18 protein-coding genes are annotated in these 19869 nt (G+C 62.1%); 9 read left to right on the forward strand and 9 right to left on the reverse strand.

Annotated elements, in window-relative coordinates; translation table 11 throughout:
- Window positions 1-94 precede the first annotated feature (94 nt).
- Both NKH57_RS01380 and NKH57_RS01385 read right to left on the reverse strand, forming a co-directional pair.
- On the reverse strand, window positions 95-2551 hold the full coding sequence (locus NKH57_RS01380; RefSeq protein WP_352831050.1) for a penicillin-binding protein 1A: 2457 nt from the start codon (window positions 2549-2551) through the stop codon (window positions 95-97).
- Window positions 2552-2762: 211 nt separating this feature from the next.
- Complete coding sequence (locus NKH57_RS01385) at window positions 2763-4025, reverse strand: N-acetylmuramoyl-L-alanine amidase (RefSeq protein WP_352831048.1); 1263 nt, start codon at window positions 4023-4025, stop codon at window positions 2763-2765.
- Between the two features lie 653 nt (window positions 4026-4678).
- Here NKH57_RS01385 and NKH57_RS01390 point away from each other — a divergent pair.
- Window positions 4679-7588, forward strand: coding sequence for an Rne/Rng family ribonuclease (locus NKH57_RS01390; RefSeq protein WP_352941076.1), 2910 nt, complete (start codon window positions 4679-4681; stop codon window positions 7586-7588).
- Between the two features lie 114 nt (window positions 7589-7702).
- Here the strand turns inward: NKH57_RS01390 and NKH57_RS01395 are convergent, their stop codons facing one another.
- The 3 genes from NKH57_RS01395 to NKH57_RS01405 all read right to left on the reverse strand — a co-directional run bounded on the left by NKH57_RS01395 (window position 7703) and on the right by NKH57_RS01405 (window position 10466).
- On the reverse strand, window positions 7703-7981 hold the full coding sequence (locus tag NKH57_RS01395) for a hypothetical protein (protein WP_156938545.1): 279 nt from the start codon (window positions 7979-7981) through the stop codon (window positions 7703-7705).
- Window positions 7982-8365: 384 nt separating this feature from the next.
- On the reverse strand, window positions 8366-9313 hold the full coding sequence (locus NKH57_RS01400) for a glutaminase (RefSeq protein WP_023759385.1): 948 nt from the start codon (window positions 9311-9313) through the stop codon (window positions 8366-8368).
- 4 nt (window positions 9314-9317) lie between these two features.
- Entirely contained in the window at window positions 9318-10466 is a 1149-nt protein-coding gene (locus NKH57_RS01405; RefSeq protein WP_352941079.1) for a pyridoxal phosphate-dependent aminotransferase, read from the reverse strand.
- 143 nt (window positions 10467-10609) lie between these two features.
- Between NKH57_RS01405 and NKH57_RS01410 the strand changes: the two genes are divergently transcribed.
- The 6 genes from NKH57_RS01410 to aat all read left to right on the forward strand — a co-directional run bounded on the left by NKH57_RS01410 (window position 10610) and on the right by aat (window position 15924).
- Window positions 10610-12004 (forward strand): M48 family metalloprotease, encoded by a 1395-nt coding sequence (locus tag NKH57_RS01410; protein WP_352941082.1) that lies wholly within the window; start codon window positions 10610-10612, stop codon window positions 12002-12004.
- A 60-nt stretch (window positions 12005-12064) separates the two neighbouring features.
- On the forward strand, window positions 12065-12868 hold the full coding sequence (locus tag NKH57_RS01415; protein WP_352602508.1) for a DsbA family protein: 804 nt from the start codon (window positions 12065-12067) through the stop codon (window positions 12866-12868).
- 149 nt (window positions 12869-13017) lie between these two features.
- Window positions 13018-13452 carry a type II 3-dehydroquinate dehydratase gene (aroQ, locus tag NKH57_RS01420; RefSeq protein WP_023759389.1) on the forward strand — a complete coding sequence of 145 codons (435 nt, stop codon included), beginning with the start codon at window positions 13018-13020 and terminating at the stop codon, window positions 13450-13452.
- Window positions 13453-13478: 26 nt separating this feature from the next.
- Complete coding sequence (accB, locus tag NKH57_RS01425) at window positions 13479-13940, forward strand: acetyl-CoA carboxylase biotin carboxyl carrier protein (protein WP_023759390.1); 462 nt, start codon at window positions 13479-13481, stop codon at window positions 13938-13940.
- A gap of 10 nt (window positions 13941-13950) precedes the next feature.
- Window positions 13951-15294: an acetyl-CoA carboxylase biotin carboxylase subunit gene (gene accC / locus NKH57_RS01430; protein WP_023759391.1), complete on the forward strand. Its 1344-nt coding sequence runs from the start codon at window positions 13951-13953 to the stop codon at window positions 15292-15294.
- A 12-nt stretch (window positions 15295-15306) separates the two neighbouring features.
- Window positions 15307-15924, forward strand: a complete 618-nt coding sequence (gene aat, locus NKH57_RS01435; protein ID WP_352941086.1) for a leucyl/phenylalanyl-tRNA--protein transferase — start codon at window positions 15307-15309, stop codon at window positions 15922-15924.
- On the opposite strand, the gene NKH57_RS01440 is transcribed toward aat, so the two are convergent.
- The 3 genes from NKH57_RS01440 to NKH57_RS01450 all read right to left on the reverse strand — a co-directional run bounded on the left by NKH57_RS01440 (window position 15915) and on the right by NKH57_RS01450 (window position 17528).
- Window positions 15915-16307: a hypothetical protein gene (locus NKH57_RS01440; RefSeq protein ID WP_352602510.1), complete on the reverse strand. Its 393-nt coding sequence runs from the start codon at window positions 16305-16307 to the stop codon at window positions 15915-15917. The two genes, aat and NKH57_RS01440, sit on opposite strands and share 10 nt — an antisense overlap.
- 75 nt (window positions 16308-16382) lie before the next feature.
- Window positions 16383-17006, reverse strand: coding sequence for a DUF2155 domain-containing protein (locus NKH57_RS01445; RefSeq protein WP_352602512.1), 624 nt, complete (start codon window positions 17004-17006; stop codon window positions 16383-16385).
- 123 nt (window positions 17007-17129) lie between these two features.
- Entirely contained in the window at window positions 17130-17528 is a 399-nt protein-coding gene (locus NKH57_RS01450; RefSeq protein WP_023759395.1) for an NADH:ubiquinone oxidoreductase subunit NDUFA12, read from the reverse strand.
- Between the two features lie 226 nt (window positions 17529-17754).
- Here NKH57_RS01450 and panB point away from each other — a divergent pair, with 226 nt between their 5' ends.
- Together panB and panC are read left to right on the forward strand one after the other, a co-directional pair.
- A complete protein-coding gene (gene panB / locus NKH57_RS01455) occupies window positions 17755-18597 on the forward strand; it encodes a 3-methyl-2-oxobutanoate hydroxymethyltransferase (RefSeq protein ID WP_502907257.1) in 843 nt (280 codons plus the stop codon).
- Window positions 18594-19445, forward strand: a complete 852-nt coding sequence (gene panC, locus NKH57_RS01460; protein WP_352941090.1) for a pantoate--beta-alanine ligase — start codon at window positions 18594-18596, stop codon at window positions 19443-19445. Before panB ends, panC begins: the two co-directional genes overlap by 4 nt.
- Window positions 19446-19493: 48 nt before the next feature.
- Here panC and NKH57_RS01465 read toward each other — a convergent pair whose 3' ends face one another.
- Window positions 19494-19838, reverse strand: a complete 345-nt coding sequence (locus tag NKH57_RS01465) for a VanZ family protein (RefSeq protein WP_023759398.1) — start codon at window positions 19836-19838, stop codon at window positions 19494-19496.
- Window positions 19839-19869: the final 31 nt, after the last annotated feature.

The raw sequence follows: 19869 nt of genomic DNA on the forward strand, positions 1-19869 counted from the left end.
CTGAAATCGGTCGGCGCGATACATAGGGAGGCCGCCGCCGGCTGTAAAGCAAAATGGGCTGGCGCAAGGCCAGCCCACCCGCCCATGAAAGTCGTCAGTAGAGGCCGCCGCCGCCGGACTGGATGGCTTGATTGGCCTGTGGCGACAGCGCGCCACCTGTGGCATTTGAGCCGTCGGCGCCCATGCCGATCACCCAATAGCTGTCAGCAGGACCGGTACCCGGCTTGAAGGCTTCCGTGATGGTGCCGGGATCACCCGCTGCGGCGCGCATGCCGGTCTTGCGATTGATGGCGACCAGACTCATGCCGTCCGGAACCTTGAAGTCGACATTGGGCGTGCCATCCAGCGCCACCCGCATGAAGTCCTTGAAGATAGGTGCTGCAAGACCACCGCCGGTGGCGCCATGACCAAGGCCGCGCGGCGTGTCGTAGCCCATGTAGAGACCGACGACGAGATTGGGCGTGTAACCGATGAACCAGGCGTCCTTCTCGTCGTTGGTCGTTCCGGTCTTGCCGGCGATGTGGCGGCCGAGTTCGCCGATGGTGGCGCCGGTGCCACGCTGCACGACGCCTTCCATCATCGAGGTGATCTGGTAGGCGGTCATCGGATCGAGCACCTGCTCGGAGTTGTCGACCAGTTCCGGCTCGGGCTGGTTCTGCCATTCGGTCGCATTGCACCCCTGGCAGCCACGTTCGTCCTGCTTGAACACCGTCTTGCCGTAGCGGTCCTGGATGCGGTCGATGAGCGACGGTTTGATCGACTTGCCGCCATTAGCCATGATCGAATAGGCCGACACCATACGCATCACGGTCGTTTCGCCGGAGCCCAGCGCCATCGGCAGATAGGGGGCCAGATGGTCGTAGACACCAAAGCGCTCGGCATATTCGACGACCAGCTTCATGCCCATGTCATTGGCAAGCCGCACCGTCATGAGATTGCGCGACTTCTCGATGCCGGAGCGCAGGGTCGCCGGGCCCGCGACGGTGCCGTCGTAGTTCTTCGGCGTCCAGGTCGTGTTGCCGCTCTGGATGGTGATCGGTCCGTCCATGATCACCGAGGCCGGCGTATAGCCATTGTCGAGAGCCGCCGAATAGACGATCGGCTTGAACGAGGAGCCCGGCTGGCGCATGGCTTGCGTCGCGCGGTTGAATTCGGACTGAGCGTAGGAGAAGCCGCCGACCATGGCCAGCACCCGGCCGGTATGCGGATCCATGGCGATCAGGCCGCCTTCCACTTCGGGGACCTGGCGCAGGCTGTAGGCGCTATCGGAGCCATCGTTCTTCTGCACGAAGATGACGTCGCCCGGTTTCAACACCTCTGCCGGCGACTTGGCCTTGACGGTCTTGCCGTCGACCACATGGCGCATGGCAAAACCCATGTCCTCCTTGCTGACGGTGCCTTCGACGCGTTCCTTGGCGATCTCGCCCGACGCCTGGCGCGCTGGCTGAAGGCCGATCGACAGACCGGTCGCCGAACTGTCGAGCACGACGGCGAGCGACCATTCCGGAACATCCTCCAGCCCCTTGACGCTGCCCAGCGGCACGCCCCAGTCGCCGGACACGTCGATTGACGTCACCGGCCCGCGATAACCGCGCAGGGTGTCATATTTCATCAACCCGTTCTGCATCGACTTGCGGGCAATGAGCTGGATCTTCGGATCAAGGGTGGTGCGGACGGAAAGGCCGCCCTCGTAGAGCGCATTCTCGCCGTAACGGGCAATGATCTGGCGGCGCACCTCTTCGGTGAAGTACTCGCCGGCAAACAGATAGTTGCCGTTCCGGCGCGGCGTCACGCCCAGCGGCTCGGCCTTGGCCTTGGCACCTTCCTCACGCGTGACATAGCCATTCTCGACCATCTGGTCGATGACCCAGTTGCGGCGCTCCAGCGCGCGATCGGTATGCTTGAAGGGGTGATAATTGTTCGGACCCTTCGGCAGGGATGCCAGATAGGCGGCCTCGGCCACGCTGAGCTCGTTGACCGACTTGTCGAAATAGGTCAGCGCCGCACCGGCGACGCCGTAGGCGCCGAAGCCGAAGAAGATTTCGTTCAGGTAGAGTTCGAGAATGCGGTCTTTGGGATAGGCCTGCTCGATGCGGAAGGCGAGGATCATCTCCTTGATCTTGCGCTCGTAGGTCTGGTCCGAGGACAACAGGAAGTTCTTCGCCACCTGCTGGGTGATCGTCGAGGCGCCGACCTGGCGCCTGCCGGAGCCGAGATTCTGCAGGTTGACGATGATGGCCCGGCCGAGACCGGTCACGTCGATGCCGGGGTGATTGTAGAAGTTCTTGTCTTCCGCGGACAGGAAGGCCGCCTTGACGCGATCCGGTATGGCCTGGATGGGCAGATACAGGCGCCGTTCGCGGGCATATTCGGCCATCAGCGCACCATCCGACGAATGGATGCGGGTGGTCACCGGCGGCTCGTATTTGGCCAGCACCTCGTAGTCGGGCAGATCCTTCGACAAGTGGCCAATGTAGATCGCAACGCCCGCCGCGACCAGAAGGGCCAGCGTCGTGCCGATGCCGAAAAAATAGCCAATAAGACGAATCATACCCGCTCCAGTCCTTGGTTCGGGAATTTCCTAAACGAAGCCGCCTTTCGCGCAAGCATTCGAGCCGGTCCCAATCCGTAATCGAAAACCCTTGTCGCCACCATGTGGGCAAAATACGGCAATGCCGGATTTCGCGGCCCCGAGCCGGAAATAAAAGCACCGGTGTTGTCGTGGCGCCACGCCGCCTCTGGTTGCAGAGCCGCCGGACATGTCAGCCTCCGGCCCTTGCTCCGGCTTTGGCTGAAGCGAAAAGCGCTACGGCGTTGGTTATGCTCTGGGCCGCCTTGCCGCGCCAGTCGGCGTTGAGCAGCTGGGCCTCGTCCTTGGCGTTCGAGAGGTAACCGAGTTCAACCAGCACGGACGGCACATCGGGTGCCTTCAGCACCTTGAAGCCCGCCGAACGCTGCGGATTGTTTATGAGCCCGACGCTGGTCGACAGCTGGCCGACCAGCGTGTGAGCGAAACTCATCGAGAAATTGTGCGTTTCGCGACGGATCAGGTCGATCAGGATGTCGGTGACTTCCTTGCTGTCGTTCTTGATCTCCATGCCGGCGAACTGGTCGGAGAGGTTCTCACGGTCGGCAAGCGCCTGCGCCTCGGGATCGGAAGCCTTGTCGGAGACGGTGTAGACAGTGGCGCCGCGGATGCCCTTGACGCTGATTGTGTCGGCATGGATGGAAATGAGGAGGTCGGCCTCGTGCTGGCGGGCAATGCGCACGCGATCGTCCAGACGCAGGAATTCGTCGGTGTCGCGCGTCATGAACACATCGTAATTGCCGACGGCGGCTAGTTTGTCGCGCAACTCCGTGGCGAAGGCCAACGTCACGTTTTTCTCGATGGTGCCGTTCAGGCCCTCGGCGCCGCCGTCGATGCCGCCATGACCTGGATCGATGACGATGGTGAAGCGATGGCCCGGATTGGAGACCGGTCCAGTGCCGACCCGCTCGCCCTTGTCGGTCGAAACCGTCGATCCGGTAGTCAGCGCCTGATTGGCAAGTGCGGCATCGAATTCGCGCTCGGAAGCCGCCGACATGTCGATGGCAATGCGGTAGCCGGTTCCGTCCTCGTTCTTGAGCACATCGAGCTTGTCGACGGCGAAGGGCCCCTTGCCGGTGACGATCAGCCGCGAAACGCCCTTCCCGAGATCGCCCAGACGTACGCCCTTGACCAGGCCGCGTGGCTTCAAATCCTTGGCGTCAATGGCGAATCTCGTATTCGCTAGGTCGATGACAAGGCGGTTGGGACCGCGCAGCAGGAACCATTTGATATCGGGCTCGCGGTCGAAATCCATGACGATCCGCATCTTGGTGGCGTTGCCCGCCATCTTGTAGCCTTTTGCCACGGCCGGAGCGTCGGCGGCTTGGGCAATCGAGGAAAAGGCAGACGAGATCGTCAGCAGCAGCAAGAAACAGAAAGTGGCCAGAATCCGGCTGCCGACACGACATCCCTTGTCTGTGAAGTCTGCCGGTCCCATCTTTCGTCCAGTCGCTCCCGGTTTGGCGCCAGGCGCCTGGTCGTTTCGTCGAAGTGCCGGTTAGGCCGCGAACTCGATTAACGATTGGTATCCAGAGAAGGTTAACCAAGCCTTTTCATGCAAGGGTCGAACCAGACTTACGCAACGGAACTGCTTTTTGCCGGCATCGGAAATCGGGGTTGCCTTCCACCCCGCCAAATCATAAAAGCGATGGTGGATCACTGCAATCCTGGAACCGCCCTCCTCCGCAGCTTCCTGCTACAGGGTCAGATGAAAAAGGCGGCTCCTTTCGCTTCACGCGAAAAGGCTCCAGGTGATCGCGACGAATTTCGCAGGTGTGCGCCCGTGGCGGGGGAATCGCCTGCGTGAGGAAAACGGCCGGGTTTGTTCCCGTGCCGGCTCTGTATGAGCAAACAAGCTGGTCCGGTTCGTCCGGGCTTTGGTTCAAAAGGTTCTGCTGGTGACGATGGCTTCAAGCGCAATCATGGAAAGGTCCGCATCAAACCGCGCCAGTATGGCTGCGGGCGGCACCGCCATGGCGCTCAAGCGGCGGCCGGCGGACGTTAAGATATCCGGCACCCACACTCCAGACACGCAGCAGCAGGCATTGCCTCGCAAGCTGCGGCTGACGGCTGCCGGGGGGAAACGAAATAATGCCCAACAAAATGCTGATAGACGCCTCCCACCCGGAGGAAACACGCGTTGTCGTCGTTCGCGGTAACCGTATTGAAGAATTCGACTTTGAATCCCAGGACAAGAAGCAGCTTAAAGGAAACATCTACCTAGCCCGCGTAACGCGCGTAGAGCCCTCCCTTCAGGCAGCCTTTGTCGAATATGGCGGGAACCGTCACGGTTTTCTCGCCTTTAGTGAAATTCACCCCGACTACTACCAGATTCCGGTCGCCGATCGTCAGGCACTGCTGCGCGCGGAAGCGCAGGAGGCCGAGGACGAGGAGAATGAGGACGGCGATGGCGAAGATCGCCAGAGCCGCGATCGTGGACGGCGCGGCCGTCGGCGCGGCGGCAAGACACGCGACCGTGGTGAGCACAAGCGCGATGCAGCCGAATCCGGCGAGGCAAGCGAAGCTGCCGGGGCAAGCGAAGATAACGACAATGGCGCCGACGCTGTTGTCGAGGACATCTCCCACACCTCCGAGATCATCGAACATGCGGCCGATACGTCGGAACATGCCGATGCGTCCGGACATGAAGAAGCTGAGCAGGACGAAGGCGAAACCCGCGAAGGCGGTCCGACATCGATCGCAGCCTCCGTCGAAGCCGATGTGATTTCCGAATCCGTCCCGCAGGCCGAACAAAACAGCGAAGCTACGTCAGGCGACAGTGATCGCGGCATGCTGGAAGAAGTGCAGTCCTCGCATCCGGATGATCATGAGATCGAATCGGTCGGTGCCGAGGATGCGCTGGAAGAAGTGCGCAACCGGCGCAAGCCGGTGCGCCGCCAGTACAAGATCCAGGAAGTGATCAAGCGCCGGCAGATCCTGCTTGTGCAAGTCGTCAAGGAAGAGCGCGGCAACAAGGGCGCGGCGCTGACCACCTATCTTTCGCTTGCCGGCCGCTATTCGGTGCTGATGCCGAACACGGCGCGCGGCGGCGGCATTTCGCGCAAGATCACCAGCGCGGTCGACCGCAAGCGCCTCAAGGAGGTCGTTGCCGATCTCGAAGTGCCGCAGGGCATGGGCGTCATCCTGCGCACCGCCGGCGAGAGCCGCACCAAGGCGGAGATCAAGCGCGATTACGAATATCTGATGCGGCTTTGGGAAAATGTCCGCAGCCTCACCTTGCAGTCAACGGCGCCTGCCCTGGTCTATGAGGAAGGCAGTCTGATCAAGCGTTCGGTGCGCGACCTCTACAACAAGGATATCGACGAGATTCTTGTCTCCGGCGAGGAAGGCTATCGCGAGGCCAAGGACTTCATGCGCATGCTGATGCCGAGCCACGCCAAGGTGGTTCAGCCTTTCCGCGACACGACGCCGATCTTCGTGCGCAACGGCATCGAGGCGCAACTCGACCGCATGCTGCAGCCGCAGGTGACGCTGAAGAGCGGCGGCTACATCATCATCAACCAGACCGAGGCGCTGGTTGCCATCGACGTCAATTCGGGCCGCTCCACCAAGGAGCACTCGATCGAGGACACCGCGCTCCACACCAATCTGGAGGCCGCCGAGGAAGTCGCACGCCAGCTCAGGCTGCGCGATCTCGCCGGCCTGATCGTCATCGACTTCATCGACATGGAGGAGAACCGCAACAACCGCTCCGTCGAGAAGCGGCTGAAGGATCACCTCAAGAACGATCGCGCGCGCATCCAGGTCGGCCGTATCTCGCATTTCGGTCTGATGGAGATGTCACGCCAGCGCATCCGCGCCAGCGTGCTGGAATCGACCATGAAGCCCTGCCCGCATTGCGGCGGCACCGGCCATGTGAGGTCCGATTCGTCGGTAGCGCTGATGGTGGTGCGGGCAATCGAGGAGTTCCTGCTCAAGGATTCGCGCAGCCACATCACCGTGCGGACACCGGCGGCGACCGCGCTCTACGTGCTCAACCACAAGCGCGGCACGCTTGTGGAACTCGAAAGCCGCTTTGGGCTGACGATCACCATCGAGGCCGACGACTCCGTCGGCGCGCAGCACTATGCGATCTTCCGCGGCGCGCTGGCCGAGAAGCCGGAAGGCTTTGTCGAGGCGCGCAGCTTCCCGGCCTATGTCGAGCCGGAAGAGCCCGAGGACGAGATTGTCGTCGTCGAGGAAGACGATGAGGCGCCGGTGCAGGCCGAACAGCCACGCCCGCAGCCGCAGCAACAACCCCGACCCGCTGCCGGCGGTGAGGAAGGCGAAGGCCGTGACCGCAAGCGTCGCAAGCGCCGCAGACGTCGCGGCGGCAAGGATCGCGACCGCGAACATGGCGCGCCAACGGACGGCGCTGTCATTTCCGCCCCAGCCGGCGAGTTCCCAGAATCCGCCGCCAGCGATAGCGACGCGGAAGCGGACGACAATGCCACTCTCGGGGTTGCCGAAACGGCTGAAACTTCGGATGAAGGCCAAGGCAAGAAGCGGCGGCGCGGCAAGCGCGGCGGCAAGCGCAACCGCCGTGAAGACGGCGAAGGCGAGGCCGAGGCAAGCACTGGCGAAACTGCCGACGCGTCTGAAGGCGAAGTCTCGGTAACCGAGGCGATCGCCAGCGAACCTCTGGTCGCCGCACCGGTCGAAGAGCCGGCGGCGCTTGCTCCGGCCAATGACGACGCGCCCAGCACCGAGAAGCCGAAGAAGCCACGACGTGCCGCCAAGCCGAAGAAGGCCGCGGCAGAGGTCGTCGCCGAGGAGCCGGCTGTCGAAGCGGAAGCACCGGTCGAGACGCCGGCCACTGCGTCAGACGAGGCAATTGCCGTCGAGCAGGCGCCGAAGGCCCGCCCGTCGCGGCGCAAGCCGGCCGCCGTCAATGCGCCGGTCGTGCCGGTGGTGTCGTCGACCGTAGCCGAAGAAGCGGCCGCGAAAACCGAGGACAAGCCGAAGCGTGCAGGCTGGTGGCAGCGAAAAGGGTTTTTCTAAATCTTTCAGTCGCTTGAAGTGATTTTATGACAAATAAATCCCGCGCTGTTCGAAAGACGGCGCGGGATTTTTGGTAGCCAGGGGCGGCTTTCCCGCCCCTGGTTCCTCATTGGCCTATCTGTTCTTGCCCGGCAGGTCCGACGTGGTCGTCGTTGAGCAGTTATTACAGTCGGTCTCGCCCTGCTTCACCTGACCATGCGGTCCTGAAGTCGTGGTGGTCGTTGTCGTCGTGCCACTGTTGTCCGGGTTGGCGCTGTCATTTGTTTTTCCGCCATTTCCCTGTCCGGATGTGGTTGACGTATCGCTGTCAAATCCATTCTTCACGGCAGACGCGGGAGCGGACGCTGCGAGCGCGAGTGCCAAAGCCGCCGCGAAAGTAAGGAGCGCTTTCATCTCTTCCTCCACTGAGAAGCCTAAAGGCGACGCATCTTTTTTGAGAGGCCGCATTTTTTTCTGAGGCAGAGGCACGTGAGAGGCAGAGGCACGGCCTGATGCCGCAAAGAACTATATGAGACCCTTCCAGCGAAGGGGGCCATTCTCCGTTCGATAGTATTATGGTCAATGGCCCGGAACTGATCGAACGATATATGTCGTTCGGGTTAGACGGTGCCGCGGCAGGCGCTGTGGGCACTCGCCGGCAAATCCAAGATTCCGAACTGACCCACTACCGAATTTTTCACATCTGGCGTTCCGATCCGCCGCGAGATGCTAAAGCGCTTCTTTGATTCTACGCATGTCGTTGTCCCAAAACTGCTGCGCACTTTTGGGCGACACGCATCAAGGCGCGAAGATCGACCAGTTCATCATCCTGGCCAACTTTTCCAGCGCGATCGATCCCAGCTTGGAATTGCCGTTGGCGTTGAGACCGGGCGACCAGACGGCAAGCGACGCCACGCCAGGCACGATGCCCAATATGCCGCCGCCGACGCCGCTCTTGCCGGGAATGCCGACGCGGAAGGCGAAGTCACCGGAGCCGTCATAGTGGCCACAGGTTAGCATCATGGCGCCGATGCGTCGCGCCCGCTCGGCCGACACCACGGAATGCCCGGTCGCCGGATTCTTGCCGCCATTGGCCAGGAAGCGGCCGGCCAGCGCCAGTTGCCGGCAGCTCATGGCGATGGCGCAATGATGGAAATAGACGCCCAGCGCCAGCTCCGGCGCATGGTGGAGATTGCCGAAGGATTTCATGTAGTTGGCGAGCGCGAAGTTACGATAGCCGGTGGCGCGTTCGGACGCGGCGACCTCGCGGTCGATGATGATCGTTTCGTCATCGGCGAGGAACTGGACGAAGCGCAGGATTTCGCCGATCGCTTCGCGCGGCTCGTGGCCGGCGAGCAGGATGTCGGAAATGACGATGGCGCCGGCATTGATGAACGGATTGCGCGGAATGCCGTTCTCGTGCTCGAGTTGGACGATCGAGTTGAATGGATTGCCCGAAGGCTCGCGCCCGACCCGCTGCCACAGCGCGTCGCCGACATTGCCGAGCGCCAATGTCAGGGTGAACACTTTCGAGATGCTCTGGATCGAAAAGGCCTGTTCGGCATCGCCCGCCATCAGCATGCGGCCGTCATTGGTGACAGCCGCGATGCCGAACTTCTTCGGATCGACCTTGCCCAGTTGCGGAATATAGGACGCGACGTCGCCACGATCGGTGCGTTCCGCCATTTCAGCGGCGACTTCGGCCAATGCCTGATCAAGTTTCGTAGCCTGTCCGAGCTCCGGCATGGCGCTACCTCAACCAGCGTTCAATGCGCGCCATCGCTTCGACCATGTCGTCGTGGCTGCCGGCATAGGAAAAGCGCATGGTTCGATGTCCCGCCTGGGTATCGAAGTCGCGGCCGGGGGTTGCCGCGACATGCGCCTCAGCCAGCATCTTTCGCGCGAAGGCCATGCTGTCATTGGTATGCCGGGTGACATCGCAAAAGGCATAGAAGGCGCCGTCCATGGGTGCCGCCAGCGGAAAGCCGAGCTCCGGCAGGCGTTTCATCAACAGCTCGCGATTCCAGGCGTAGCGGGCTTTCACCGCTTCCAGCTCCTCGATCGCCTTGAACGCTTCGATCGCTGCTATCTGCGAAAGTTCCGGCGGCGAGATGTAGAGGCTCTGGGCGACACGCTCGACCGGTCGCACCAGATCTTCGGGCAGCACCATCCAACCGATGCGCCAGCCGGTCATGCAGTAGTATTTGGAGAAGGAATTGATCACCGTCACGCTATCCCCATAGGCGAGCGCCGTGGTGTCGGGGGCGGCGTAGGCCAGCCGGTGGTAGATCTCGTCCGAGATGACGGCGATACCGAGTTCTTGTGCCGTCCTCACCAGAGCCGCCAGGTCATCGGCCGGTATGACCGCGCCGGTCGGATTGGCCGGACTGGCGAACAGAACGCCTTTCAGCGGTTTCTCGCGATGCGCCGTTTCCAGGTGGCCGGCATGCAGGTAAGCGGCGTCGCCGAGTTCGATCTCGACCACCTCGATGCCGAGTGCTGCCATGATGTTGCGATAGGCAGGATAGCCGGGAGCCGCGATGGCGACGCGATCGCCCGGATCGAACATCGCCAGGAAAGCGAGGTTGAAGGCGGCCGACGATCCCGTGGTCACGGCGATCCGGCCGGGCTCGATATCGAGCCCGTAGTGATCGGCATAGTGTTCGGCAATCGCCTTGCGCAAACCTGCCAGTCCCAGCGCGTCGGTGTAGCCGATGCGTCCGTCCTGCAAGGCCTTGGCCGCGGCCGCGCGAACCAGAACCGGTGCGGGATCGGAAGGCTGGCCGACGGCCATCGAAACAACCGGCACGCCTGCTGCCTTCAGCCGGTTTGCCTCGGCCAGAATGTCCATGGCATGGAAGGGCTCGACATTGCCACGGCGTGAGAGCGAAACGACCATTTTATCCCTGTTCCCGACCAAGCGCGCCAAGCCCCTGACGCATACGCCGCACAAATGCCCGATTGATGTGAGGATCACAAGTTGAGGAAGTTTCCGGCGCCGACTTTTCATCTTTCGCCCGCTCATCTACCAGTGGAGCCATCATGTTGAGCCGACCCAGATCGACGATTGCCCGGACAGCGCGCGTCTTCGCGACGCTTTCGCTTGGCGTTGCGGTCGCAGCGGCAAGTTCGGTCAGTGCCTTCGCCCAGAACGTGCCGGTCGTACGCGACGCCGAGATCGAAGCGCTGGTGCGCGACTACGCGCGGCCGATCTTCAGGGCGGCGGGTCTGGCAAATGACGGCATCGACATCGTGCTGGTCAACGACCAGAGCTTCAACGCCTTCGTCACCGGGCGCCGGCTGTTCATCAACACCGGTGCGCTGATGACGGCCGAGACGCCCAACGAGATCATCGGCGTCATTGCCCACGAAGCCGGCCATATCGCCGGCGGTCACCAGCAGAAACTGCGCGACCAGCTCGAACGCGCCAAGACAATGGCCATCATCGCGACGTTGCTTGGCGCCGGCGCCATGGTCGCCGGTGCTACCACCAACAGCCGCGGCCTTGCCGGCGCCGGCGTGGGCGTGGCGGCCGGCGGCGGCGAGATGGCACAGCGCAGCATCCTCGCCTATCAGCGCACCGAGGAGATGACGGCCGATCGCTCGGCGATCACTTATCTCAACGCCACCGGCCAGTCCGGCATGGGCATGCTGAAGACCTTCCGCCGCTTCCAGACGGCGCTGTCGCTTTCGGGTGCGCAGGTCGATCCCTACCGGATCAGCCATCCGATGCCGCAGGACCGCATCTCCAATCTGGACGTGCTGGTGAAACAGAGCCCCAATGTCGATAGGCTGGACCCTCCCGCCCTGCAGCAGCGTCATGACATGATGCGGGTGAAGATCGCCGTCTACATGGATGGCCAGGCGGCTGCGTCGCGGCTGATGCGAAAGATGCAGGGAACACTGGCCGCACAGTATGGCGACGCTCAGTCGACCTACCTGTTCGGCAACATTGCTGCCGCCCTCGCCAAGACCAATGCATTGATCAAGGCGCAGCCGAAGAACGCCTATTTCCAGGAGCTGCGCGGCGATATCCTGATGAAGGCGAACAAGCCCAAGGATGCGGCCGGGGCCTACGCGAAGGCGGTCAGCCTCGATCCGGCGCGGTCCGGATTGCTGCCTGTCTCCCTTGGCCAGGCGCTGATGGCCGTCGGCACGCCCGACTCGCTGAAAAAAGCCGTGGTGCAGATCAACAATGGCCTCGAGCGCGACAAGGAAAATTCGGCCGGCTATCGTTATCTGGCGCAAGCCTATGGCGAGCTGGGTGATATTCCGGGCGCCGAACTCGCCACCGCCGAAGGTCACTTCTATTCCGGCAACTACAAGGATGCGAAGATTTTCGCCATGCGGGCGCAGCAAGAGATGAAGCGCGGCGAGCCGCGCTGGCTTCGCGCCCAGGATATCATAAACTACAAGCCATCAACCAAGATCAAGTGAACCTTCCGGCCACGAGCTGCGACACAGCCAGGCCGGGAAACAGGTAGAAGGAACGGAACGATGAAAAAGGCACTGCTGTTGGGCACCACGGGGGTTGCGGTCGCGTTGGCCATGCTGGCTTTCGGATTCGTGGCCGGAAGCCCGCAGATTGCCAAGGCCGGTACGACGCAGCCCGTCGAGACGGTAGCGGCCGACACCAAGATCGACCGCAGCGAGGTGGAAGGCATCATCCGCGACTATCTGCTCAAGAACCCGGAAGTCCTTCTGGAGGTCCAGGACGCACTCGAGGCCAAGCAGAAGGAAGAGCAGCGCATCGCTCATCTCGGCGTGATCAAGAACGCCAAGGACCAGATATTCAACTCCGCTTTCGATGGCGTCGTCGGCAATCCGAACGGCAAGGTCACCATCGTCGAGTTCTACGATTACAATTGCGGCTTCTGCAGACGCGCCATCGAAGACATGAGGGCGCTGACCAAGTCCGATCCGGACCTGCGCTTCGTGCTCAAGGAATTCCCGATCCTCGGACCGGATTCGCAGAAGGCGAGCGTCGTCTCGATGGCCTTTCACCTGATGCACCCGGAAAAATACGGCGAGTTCCACAATGCGCTGCTCGGCGGCCAGGGACGTGCCACCGAGGCGGCGGCCATCAAGGTCGCGCTGTCGCTCGGTGCCGACGAAGCAACGCTGCGCGAGAAAATGAAGGACCCGAGAATCACCGAGGCCTTCTCCAAGACCTACGATCTTGCCAGCAAACTGGCGATCACCGGAACGCCGTCCTATGTCGTCGGCAACGAGGTGGTATTCGGGGCGCTTGGGCAGGAAGTGCTGGCCGAAAAGATCGAGGCGGCGAAAGCCGCCCTCTGATCTTGCTACCAACCTATTTCTCACGGGCACATTTCCGCCTGTTGTGGACAGTGAAAGAACGCACTTGCGCTCTTTCCGCGGGCGGGTATGCCCATTATAGAGGGCCCAGCGCGTCGACTTGATGTCAGCGCCGGAAAAGGTCGGCTTTTTTGAAAACGGTTTTCGTCTTGAACGGTCCCAATCTCAACGCGCTCGGCAAGCGCGAGCCTGGCATCTATGGCGGCAAGACGCTTGCCGCCATCGCCGAAGACTGCAAACAGGCCGGCACGGCACTTGGACTCGAAATCGATTTCCGCCAGTCGAATCACGAGGGCGACCTTGTCGACTGGATTCAGGAAGCCGGCGACAAGGCTGTCGGAATCGTCATCAATCCTGGCGCTTACAGCCATACCTCGATCGCCATCCACGACGCCATCCGCGCTATCGCGCCGTTGCCGGTGGCAGAAGTCCATCTTTCCAACATCCATGCGCGGGAACCATTCCGCCACGTCTCCATGGTCGCGCCGGTTGCCGTCGGCATGATCTGTGGCTTTGGGCCGCTCGGCTATACGCTGGCGCTGCAGGCGCTGGCCGCACGCCTATGACCGGCCAACAAACAGAAGGCTCGAAAATGTCGATAAAGAAGAACGGTGTTGACCAGCAGCTGATCCGCGATCTGGCGGGCATACTGAACGACACCAATCTCACGGAGATCGAGGTCGAGCTGGGCGACCTGAAGGTGCGCGTCTCACGCCAGGCGCCCGCCGTTCACGCGATCGCAGCACCGCAGCCGGCCTATGCGCCGGCAACAGCTCAGCCAGCCGCTATGGCCGCCGCCCCGGCGGTGGCCGACGTGTCGAAGAACGCGGTCACCTCGCCCATGGTCGGCACTGCCTATCTGGCACCGTCGCCCGACGCCAAGGCGTTCATCGAAGTCGGCCAGAAAGTCAAGGAAGGCCAGACGCTGCTGATCATCGAGGCGATGAAGACGATGAACCAGATCCCCTCGCCGCGCGCCGGCACGGTGACGGCGATCCTTTTCGAGGATGCGACGCCGGTCGAATACGGTATGCCGCTCGTCGTGATCGAGTAGAGCGGACCTGATGTTCCAGAAGATCCTCATCGCCAATCGCGGCGAAATCGCCCTTCGGGTCCTGCGTGCCTGCAAGGAACTCGGCATTCAGACGGTGGTAGTTCATTCGACTGCCGATGCCGACGCCATGCATGTGCGGCTCGCCGACGAGAGCGTCTGCATTGGCCCACCGCCATCGCGCGACAGCTATCTCAACATCCATCAGATCGTCGCGGCTTGCGAGATCACCGGCGCCGACGCAGTGCATCCGGGCTACGGCTTCCTGTCCGAGAATGCCAAATTCGCGGACATCCTGGCTGCGCACAACATCACATTCATCGGCCCTACCGGCGACCACATTCGCATCATGGGCGACAAGATCGAGGCCAAGCGAACTGCAAAACGCCTCGGCATTCCGGTGGTGCCCGGTTCGGACGGCGCGGTCACCGATCAAAAGGAAGCCAGGCGCATTGCTGCCGAGATCGGCTACCCCGTGATCATCAAGGCATCCGCAGGCGGTGGCGGGCGCGGAATGAAGGTCGCCCTTACCGAGGCTGAACTTGAGATCGCCTTGCAGACAGCGAGCAGCGAAGCTGGAGCGGCCTTCGGCGACGATGCCGTCTACATCGAAAAGTACCTGGAAAAACCACGCCATATCGAGGTGCAGGTGTTTGGTGACGGCTTTGGCCGCGGCGTGCATTTCGGCGAGCGCGACTGCTCGCTGCAGCGTCGCCACCAGAAGGTCTGGGAGGAGGCTCCTTCACCGGCCCTCAACGCCGAAGAACGGGCTCGAATTGGCGGTATCTGTGCCAAAGCCATCGCCGATCTCGGCTATTCCGGCGCCGGCACGATCGAATTCCTCTATGAGGATGGCGAGTTCTATTTCATCGAGATGAACACGCGCCTGCAGGTCGAACATCCGGTGACGGAAGCGATCACCGGTATCGACCTCGTGCACGAACAGATCCGCGTTGCGTCCGGCGGCGGCCTCTCGGTGAGGCAGGAGGACATCAAGTTCAACGGCCATGCCATCGAATGCCGCATCAATGCCGAGGACCCGCGTACCTTCACGCCGTCTCCCGGCACGATCACGCACTTCCACACACCGGGCGGCCTGGGCATACGCGTCGATTCCGGCGTCTATTCGGGCTATAAGATCCCGCCCTATTACGATAGCCTGATCGGCAAGCTGATCGTGCATGGGCGCAACCGCGTCGAGTGCATGATGCGCCTGCGCCGCGCGTTGGACGAATTCGTCGTCGACGGTATCAAGACGACGTTGCCGCTGTTTCGCGATCTCGTCGGCAATGCCGACATCGCCAATGGCGAGTATGATATCCATTGGCTGGAAAAATATCTGGCCGAGGAAGAGTAACGCGGAGACGCGATGACCCGTCCCTACGCGCCCGGCTATCGCATTCCCACCGACCTTCTGCTCAAGGCCTATGCGTCGGGCGTGTTCCCGATGGCCGAAAGTGCCGGCGACCCGGAAGTGTTCTGGGTACGGCCGGAGACGCGTGGCATCATACCGCTCGACCATTTCCACACACCGAAAAGCCTTAGGAAAGCGATCAAGAAGAGCCCTTTCGACATCCGTTTCGATTTCGACTTCGAAGCGACGATCGACGGTTGCGCCGAGAAGCGCGCCGAGCGCCGGTCGACCTGGATCAATGCGCCGATCCGCGAAGCCTATGTCGAACTGCATCGGATAGGGCATTGTCATTCGGTCGAGGCGTGGCGCGACGACCGGCTGGTCGGTGGCCTCTATGGTGTGTCGCTCGGCCGGGTGTTCTTTGGCGAGAGCATGTTCGCCAGGGAGACCGACGCTTCCAAGATCTGCCTTTATTTTCTCGTCGAGCGCCTGAAGGCGCGGGGCTTCGCGCTACTTGATACGCAGTTCACCACCGAGCACCTCAAGCGCTTCGGCGCGGTCGACGTGCCGCGCGGCAAATACGAGAAGATGCTGGCCGATGCGCTCAAGGGCGAGGCCGTATTCTACCCCTGACGATTAGCCCCGACTTCTATCGGCGTCTGCGCATGGAACATCATCTTCCAGCCATTGGCGCGATGGACGTAGCCAGTGCTGACCAGCGCCGCGTAAGGCTCGCCGTTCTCACGTGTCGCATGCGCCTCGTAAGTCAGCATGACGATGTCGCTGCCCGGCTCGATAATTCCCTTGAGGTCGATGTTCAGATCGCGCCAGCGATTGGGTTTGGTTGCGGTCTTGGCGAGATCGGCATTATCCATCGCCTTTGCCATCTGCGGAAATGCTACAAGGCATTCGGTGTCGGCATTGGCGGCATAATAGGCCGCGTCGCCTGTCCAGAACCCCTTTTCGAGTTCAAGCAATTCTGCCTTGCTGGCCGTGATGCGCTTGCTGGCTGACATCGGAAGATCCTCCTTACGCATAGATGCGCAGTCTTCCGTGGCCCAACGCTTGGTGATCGGGACGGTTCCGGAGGATCAGTTGGCGTCGGTCGAATCGGGATCCGAAGTGTCCGGCTCAGTCACATCCGGTTCTGTCACATCCGGCGCTGTCAGGTCCTGCTCTGTCGCGTCCGGGGTTGCCGCAGGTTTCGGCTTGGCTGCGGCGGGCTTCGAAGCGTCGGCTTTGGTGGCGTCAGCCTTGGCGCCGTCCGGCGCCGGGACATCCGACTTCTGTTTGCATTCCTTCAGCCAGACGTCGTAGACGGCATGCTCGACGGCGTTGAGGCCGGGGCTTTCGGCAAACATCCAACCGGTGAAGATGCGGCGGATCTTGCGGTCGAGCGTGATCTCGTCGACCTCGACGAAGGAATCTGTCCTCGGCTCTTCGTTCTGCGGCCGCGAATAGCAAACGCGTGGCGTCACCTGCAAGGCACCGAATTGCACTGTCTCATCGATATAGACATCGAAGGTGATGATGCGGCCGGTGATCTTGTCGATGCCGGCGAACTCGGCGACGGGATTGGTGACCCGCTCCGATGCCGCGGGCGGTGCCGGCGCCGGTGCAGCGGGTTCAGGCGAGGCGGCAAACGCCACCGTGCCAACGCCAAGACCGGCGGCTAGTATCATACCGCCCATCGATGTCAGGTTGAAAAAGCTCATGCAATGGTACCGGTGGTTCGCGCCCGGGCGACACTATCGATCGCCAAGGCTAGTCGCCGTTTTCTGATCAGCAACCAGCTAAACACCAATTGTGGCGATAAAGGACCGTCCTGCACCCTATAGCTACGATCCAGGTGTCCAGGCGTCGTAGTCGCCAGTAACCTGCGGGCGATGCTGATTGGTCAGCACCGAGCCCTTCGGGCGATAGGCAGCCGGGCTGCCGGTCAGGTTGGGCTGATGAGGCTTCTGCCAGTCGCGCGGCTTGTAGTCTTCGCTTGCCGGCGCGACATCGACGCGGTGATGGATCCAGCCGTGCCAGCCGGGCGGTATGGCTGAGGCCTCCGAATAGTTGCGGTAGATGACCCAGCGGCGCGTGCGGCCTTCCGAATCGATACCGCCTTCGTAATAGACATTGCCTGCTTCATCCTGGCCGACCTTCTTGCCATGCCGCCAGGTGTGCAGGCGCGTTCCCAGCGTCTGGCTGTTCCACCAGGTGAAAAACTGCGTCAGGAAAGTCTTCATCTTTAGAACCCTCGCGCCGGCAGGCCGTTTCCTGCTTATGGCGTCAGCCCTTGGCGAAGGCAAGGCTTTTGCCACGGGGAACGCCCAATTGGCTTGCCAAACGCGACACAAGCCGGTGATCTCCTCCGTCGCGGGATGCGCGCTTGCCAAGCCGTTGCGGTCTTTCTAAAGCTCTGCGCGCGCCTTGCGGGTATCCAAGCCGGCAGCAGGCCAAAGGAGGTGAAGATTGGCCACGGAATTGCCGACCACCGACATCCGCATCAGCACCGAGCTGATTCGCCGCCGCAAGAGTGGCACGCCGATCGTCTGCCTGACCGCCTACACCTACCCCATCGCCCGTCTGCTCGACGACCATGTCGATCTGCTTCTGGTTGGCGACAGCGTCGCCATGGTGCTGTACGGGCACAAGACGACGCTGGGAGCCTCGCTCGAGATGATGATCGCGCATGGGCAAGCGGTCATGCGCGGTTCGGTCAAGGCCTGCGTCGTCGTCGACCTGCCGGCTGGCAGCTATGAGGATTCTACGGTGCAAGCCGTCGCTTCGGCGCGACGCGTTATTGACGAGACCGGCTGCCAAGCGGTGAAACTCGAAGGTGGCGTCGACATGTTCGGGCAGATCGCGGCCATCGTCGCCGCCGGCATTCCGGTCATGGGACATATCGGCCTGCAGCCACAATCCGTCGAAAAGGACGGCGGCTACAAGATCAAGGGCCGCACCGAGGAGGCTGTTGCGGCTTTGCTTCGCGATGCGCTTGCCGTCGAAAGCGCCGGCGCCTTCTCTGTCGTCATCGAAGGCACGGTCGAGACGGTCGCCGCCGATATCACCGGCCGCATCGCCATTCCCACCATCGGCATTGGCGCCAGCGGCGACTGCGACGGCCAGATCCTGGTCATCGACGACATGGTCGGGCTCACCGTCGACCGGGTGCCGAAATTCGTCAAGGAATACGCCGATCTGCGCAGCGTGATCTCGCATGCGGCTGAAGTCTATGCGGCGGAGGTGCGAAGCCGGGCATTCCCCGGCCCCGGACATGTCTTTTCGGCGACAAACAGCAGGGACGACACATGAGCCGGCCACTCGTTGTCGACAGCGTCGCCGCACTTCGCGCGCAAATCCGCGACTGGCGGCACGACGGTCTTCGCGTCGCCATGGTGCCGACCATGGGCGCACTGCATGACGGGCACATCTCGCTGGTGAGAATCGCGCTTGAGAGAGCCGAGCGCTGCGTCGTGTCGATCTTCGTCAACCCGACACAGTTCGCGCCGACCGAAGACCTCGACAAGTACCCGCGCCAGCTCGCCCGCGACGTCGACCGGCTCGGAATGGCGAGAGCCGACCTTGCCTTCACGCCGACGGTTGGCGAGATGTATCCCTCCGGCTTCGCCACGAGAATCTCGGTCGGCGGCCCCTCGGCCGGGCTCGAAGCGGACTTTCGGCCGACCTTTTTCGACGGCGTCGCCACCGTGGTGGCAAAGCTCTTGCTGCAGGCAACGCCCGACTGTGCGATCTTCGGCGAGAAGGACTACCAGCAGCTTTGCGTCGTCAGGCAGCTCTGCCGCGACCTCGACTTGCCCGTCGAAATCATCGGCGCACCGACGATCCGCGACGCGCATGGTCTCGCCATGTCGTCACGCAATGCCTATCTCGACGAGACCGAACTGAGGATCGCCCGCCAGTTCAACGTGATATTGCGCGACACTGCAGCGGCCTTGGCGGCAGGCGCCGGCCAGAGCCACGCAACCGAAGAGGCCAGCCGTGCCCTGATCGCGGCCGGTTTCCAGAAGGTCGACTATGTCGAGGCACGCGAAAGCCTGACGCTCGCGCCATGGCATCGAAACGGCGAAGGGCGCCTGCTCGCGGCCGCCTGGCTCGGCAAGACCAGGCTGATCGACAATGTGGAGATCCCCTCTACATAGCTCGATACGAAGTCTTGCTGCTTCGGCGCAGCGGTTTTCTGCCCGCGCCTACCGCTCTCCTAATCGTCTGCTGCCTCTGGCGAACAATTGCCCTACGAGGATTCCGACAATACCAGCACAGGCTTTCACGACTGCGTCGGCAAGCTCCGCGTGGCGACCGGGGTCGACGATCTGAAGCAGTTCCAACATGCCGGCGGTCACAATCACGAAGATCACCACGTGATAAAGTCGGTTGGGGAAGCCGAGCCCCAGGGCGAAGCCCAACAGTGCGTAAGCCAAGGCGCGCTCGACATTTGCCTCAGCGAAGTGCGGCCGCATCTGGATCGGCGACAAAGTTGCGAAAACGATGATGGCGAGCAGCGTCAGCGCGGCAATGCGGGACAGTTTGGTCATGTCACTGCATATCCGTCGTAAGCCGGCACAG

Origin of the sequence: Mesorhizobium sp. M1050, from assembly GCF_040318715.1 — a bacterium.
GTDB lineage: Bacteria > Pseudomonadota > Alphaproteobacteria > Rhizobiales > Rhizobiaceae > Mesorhizobium.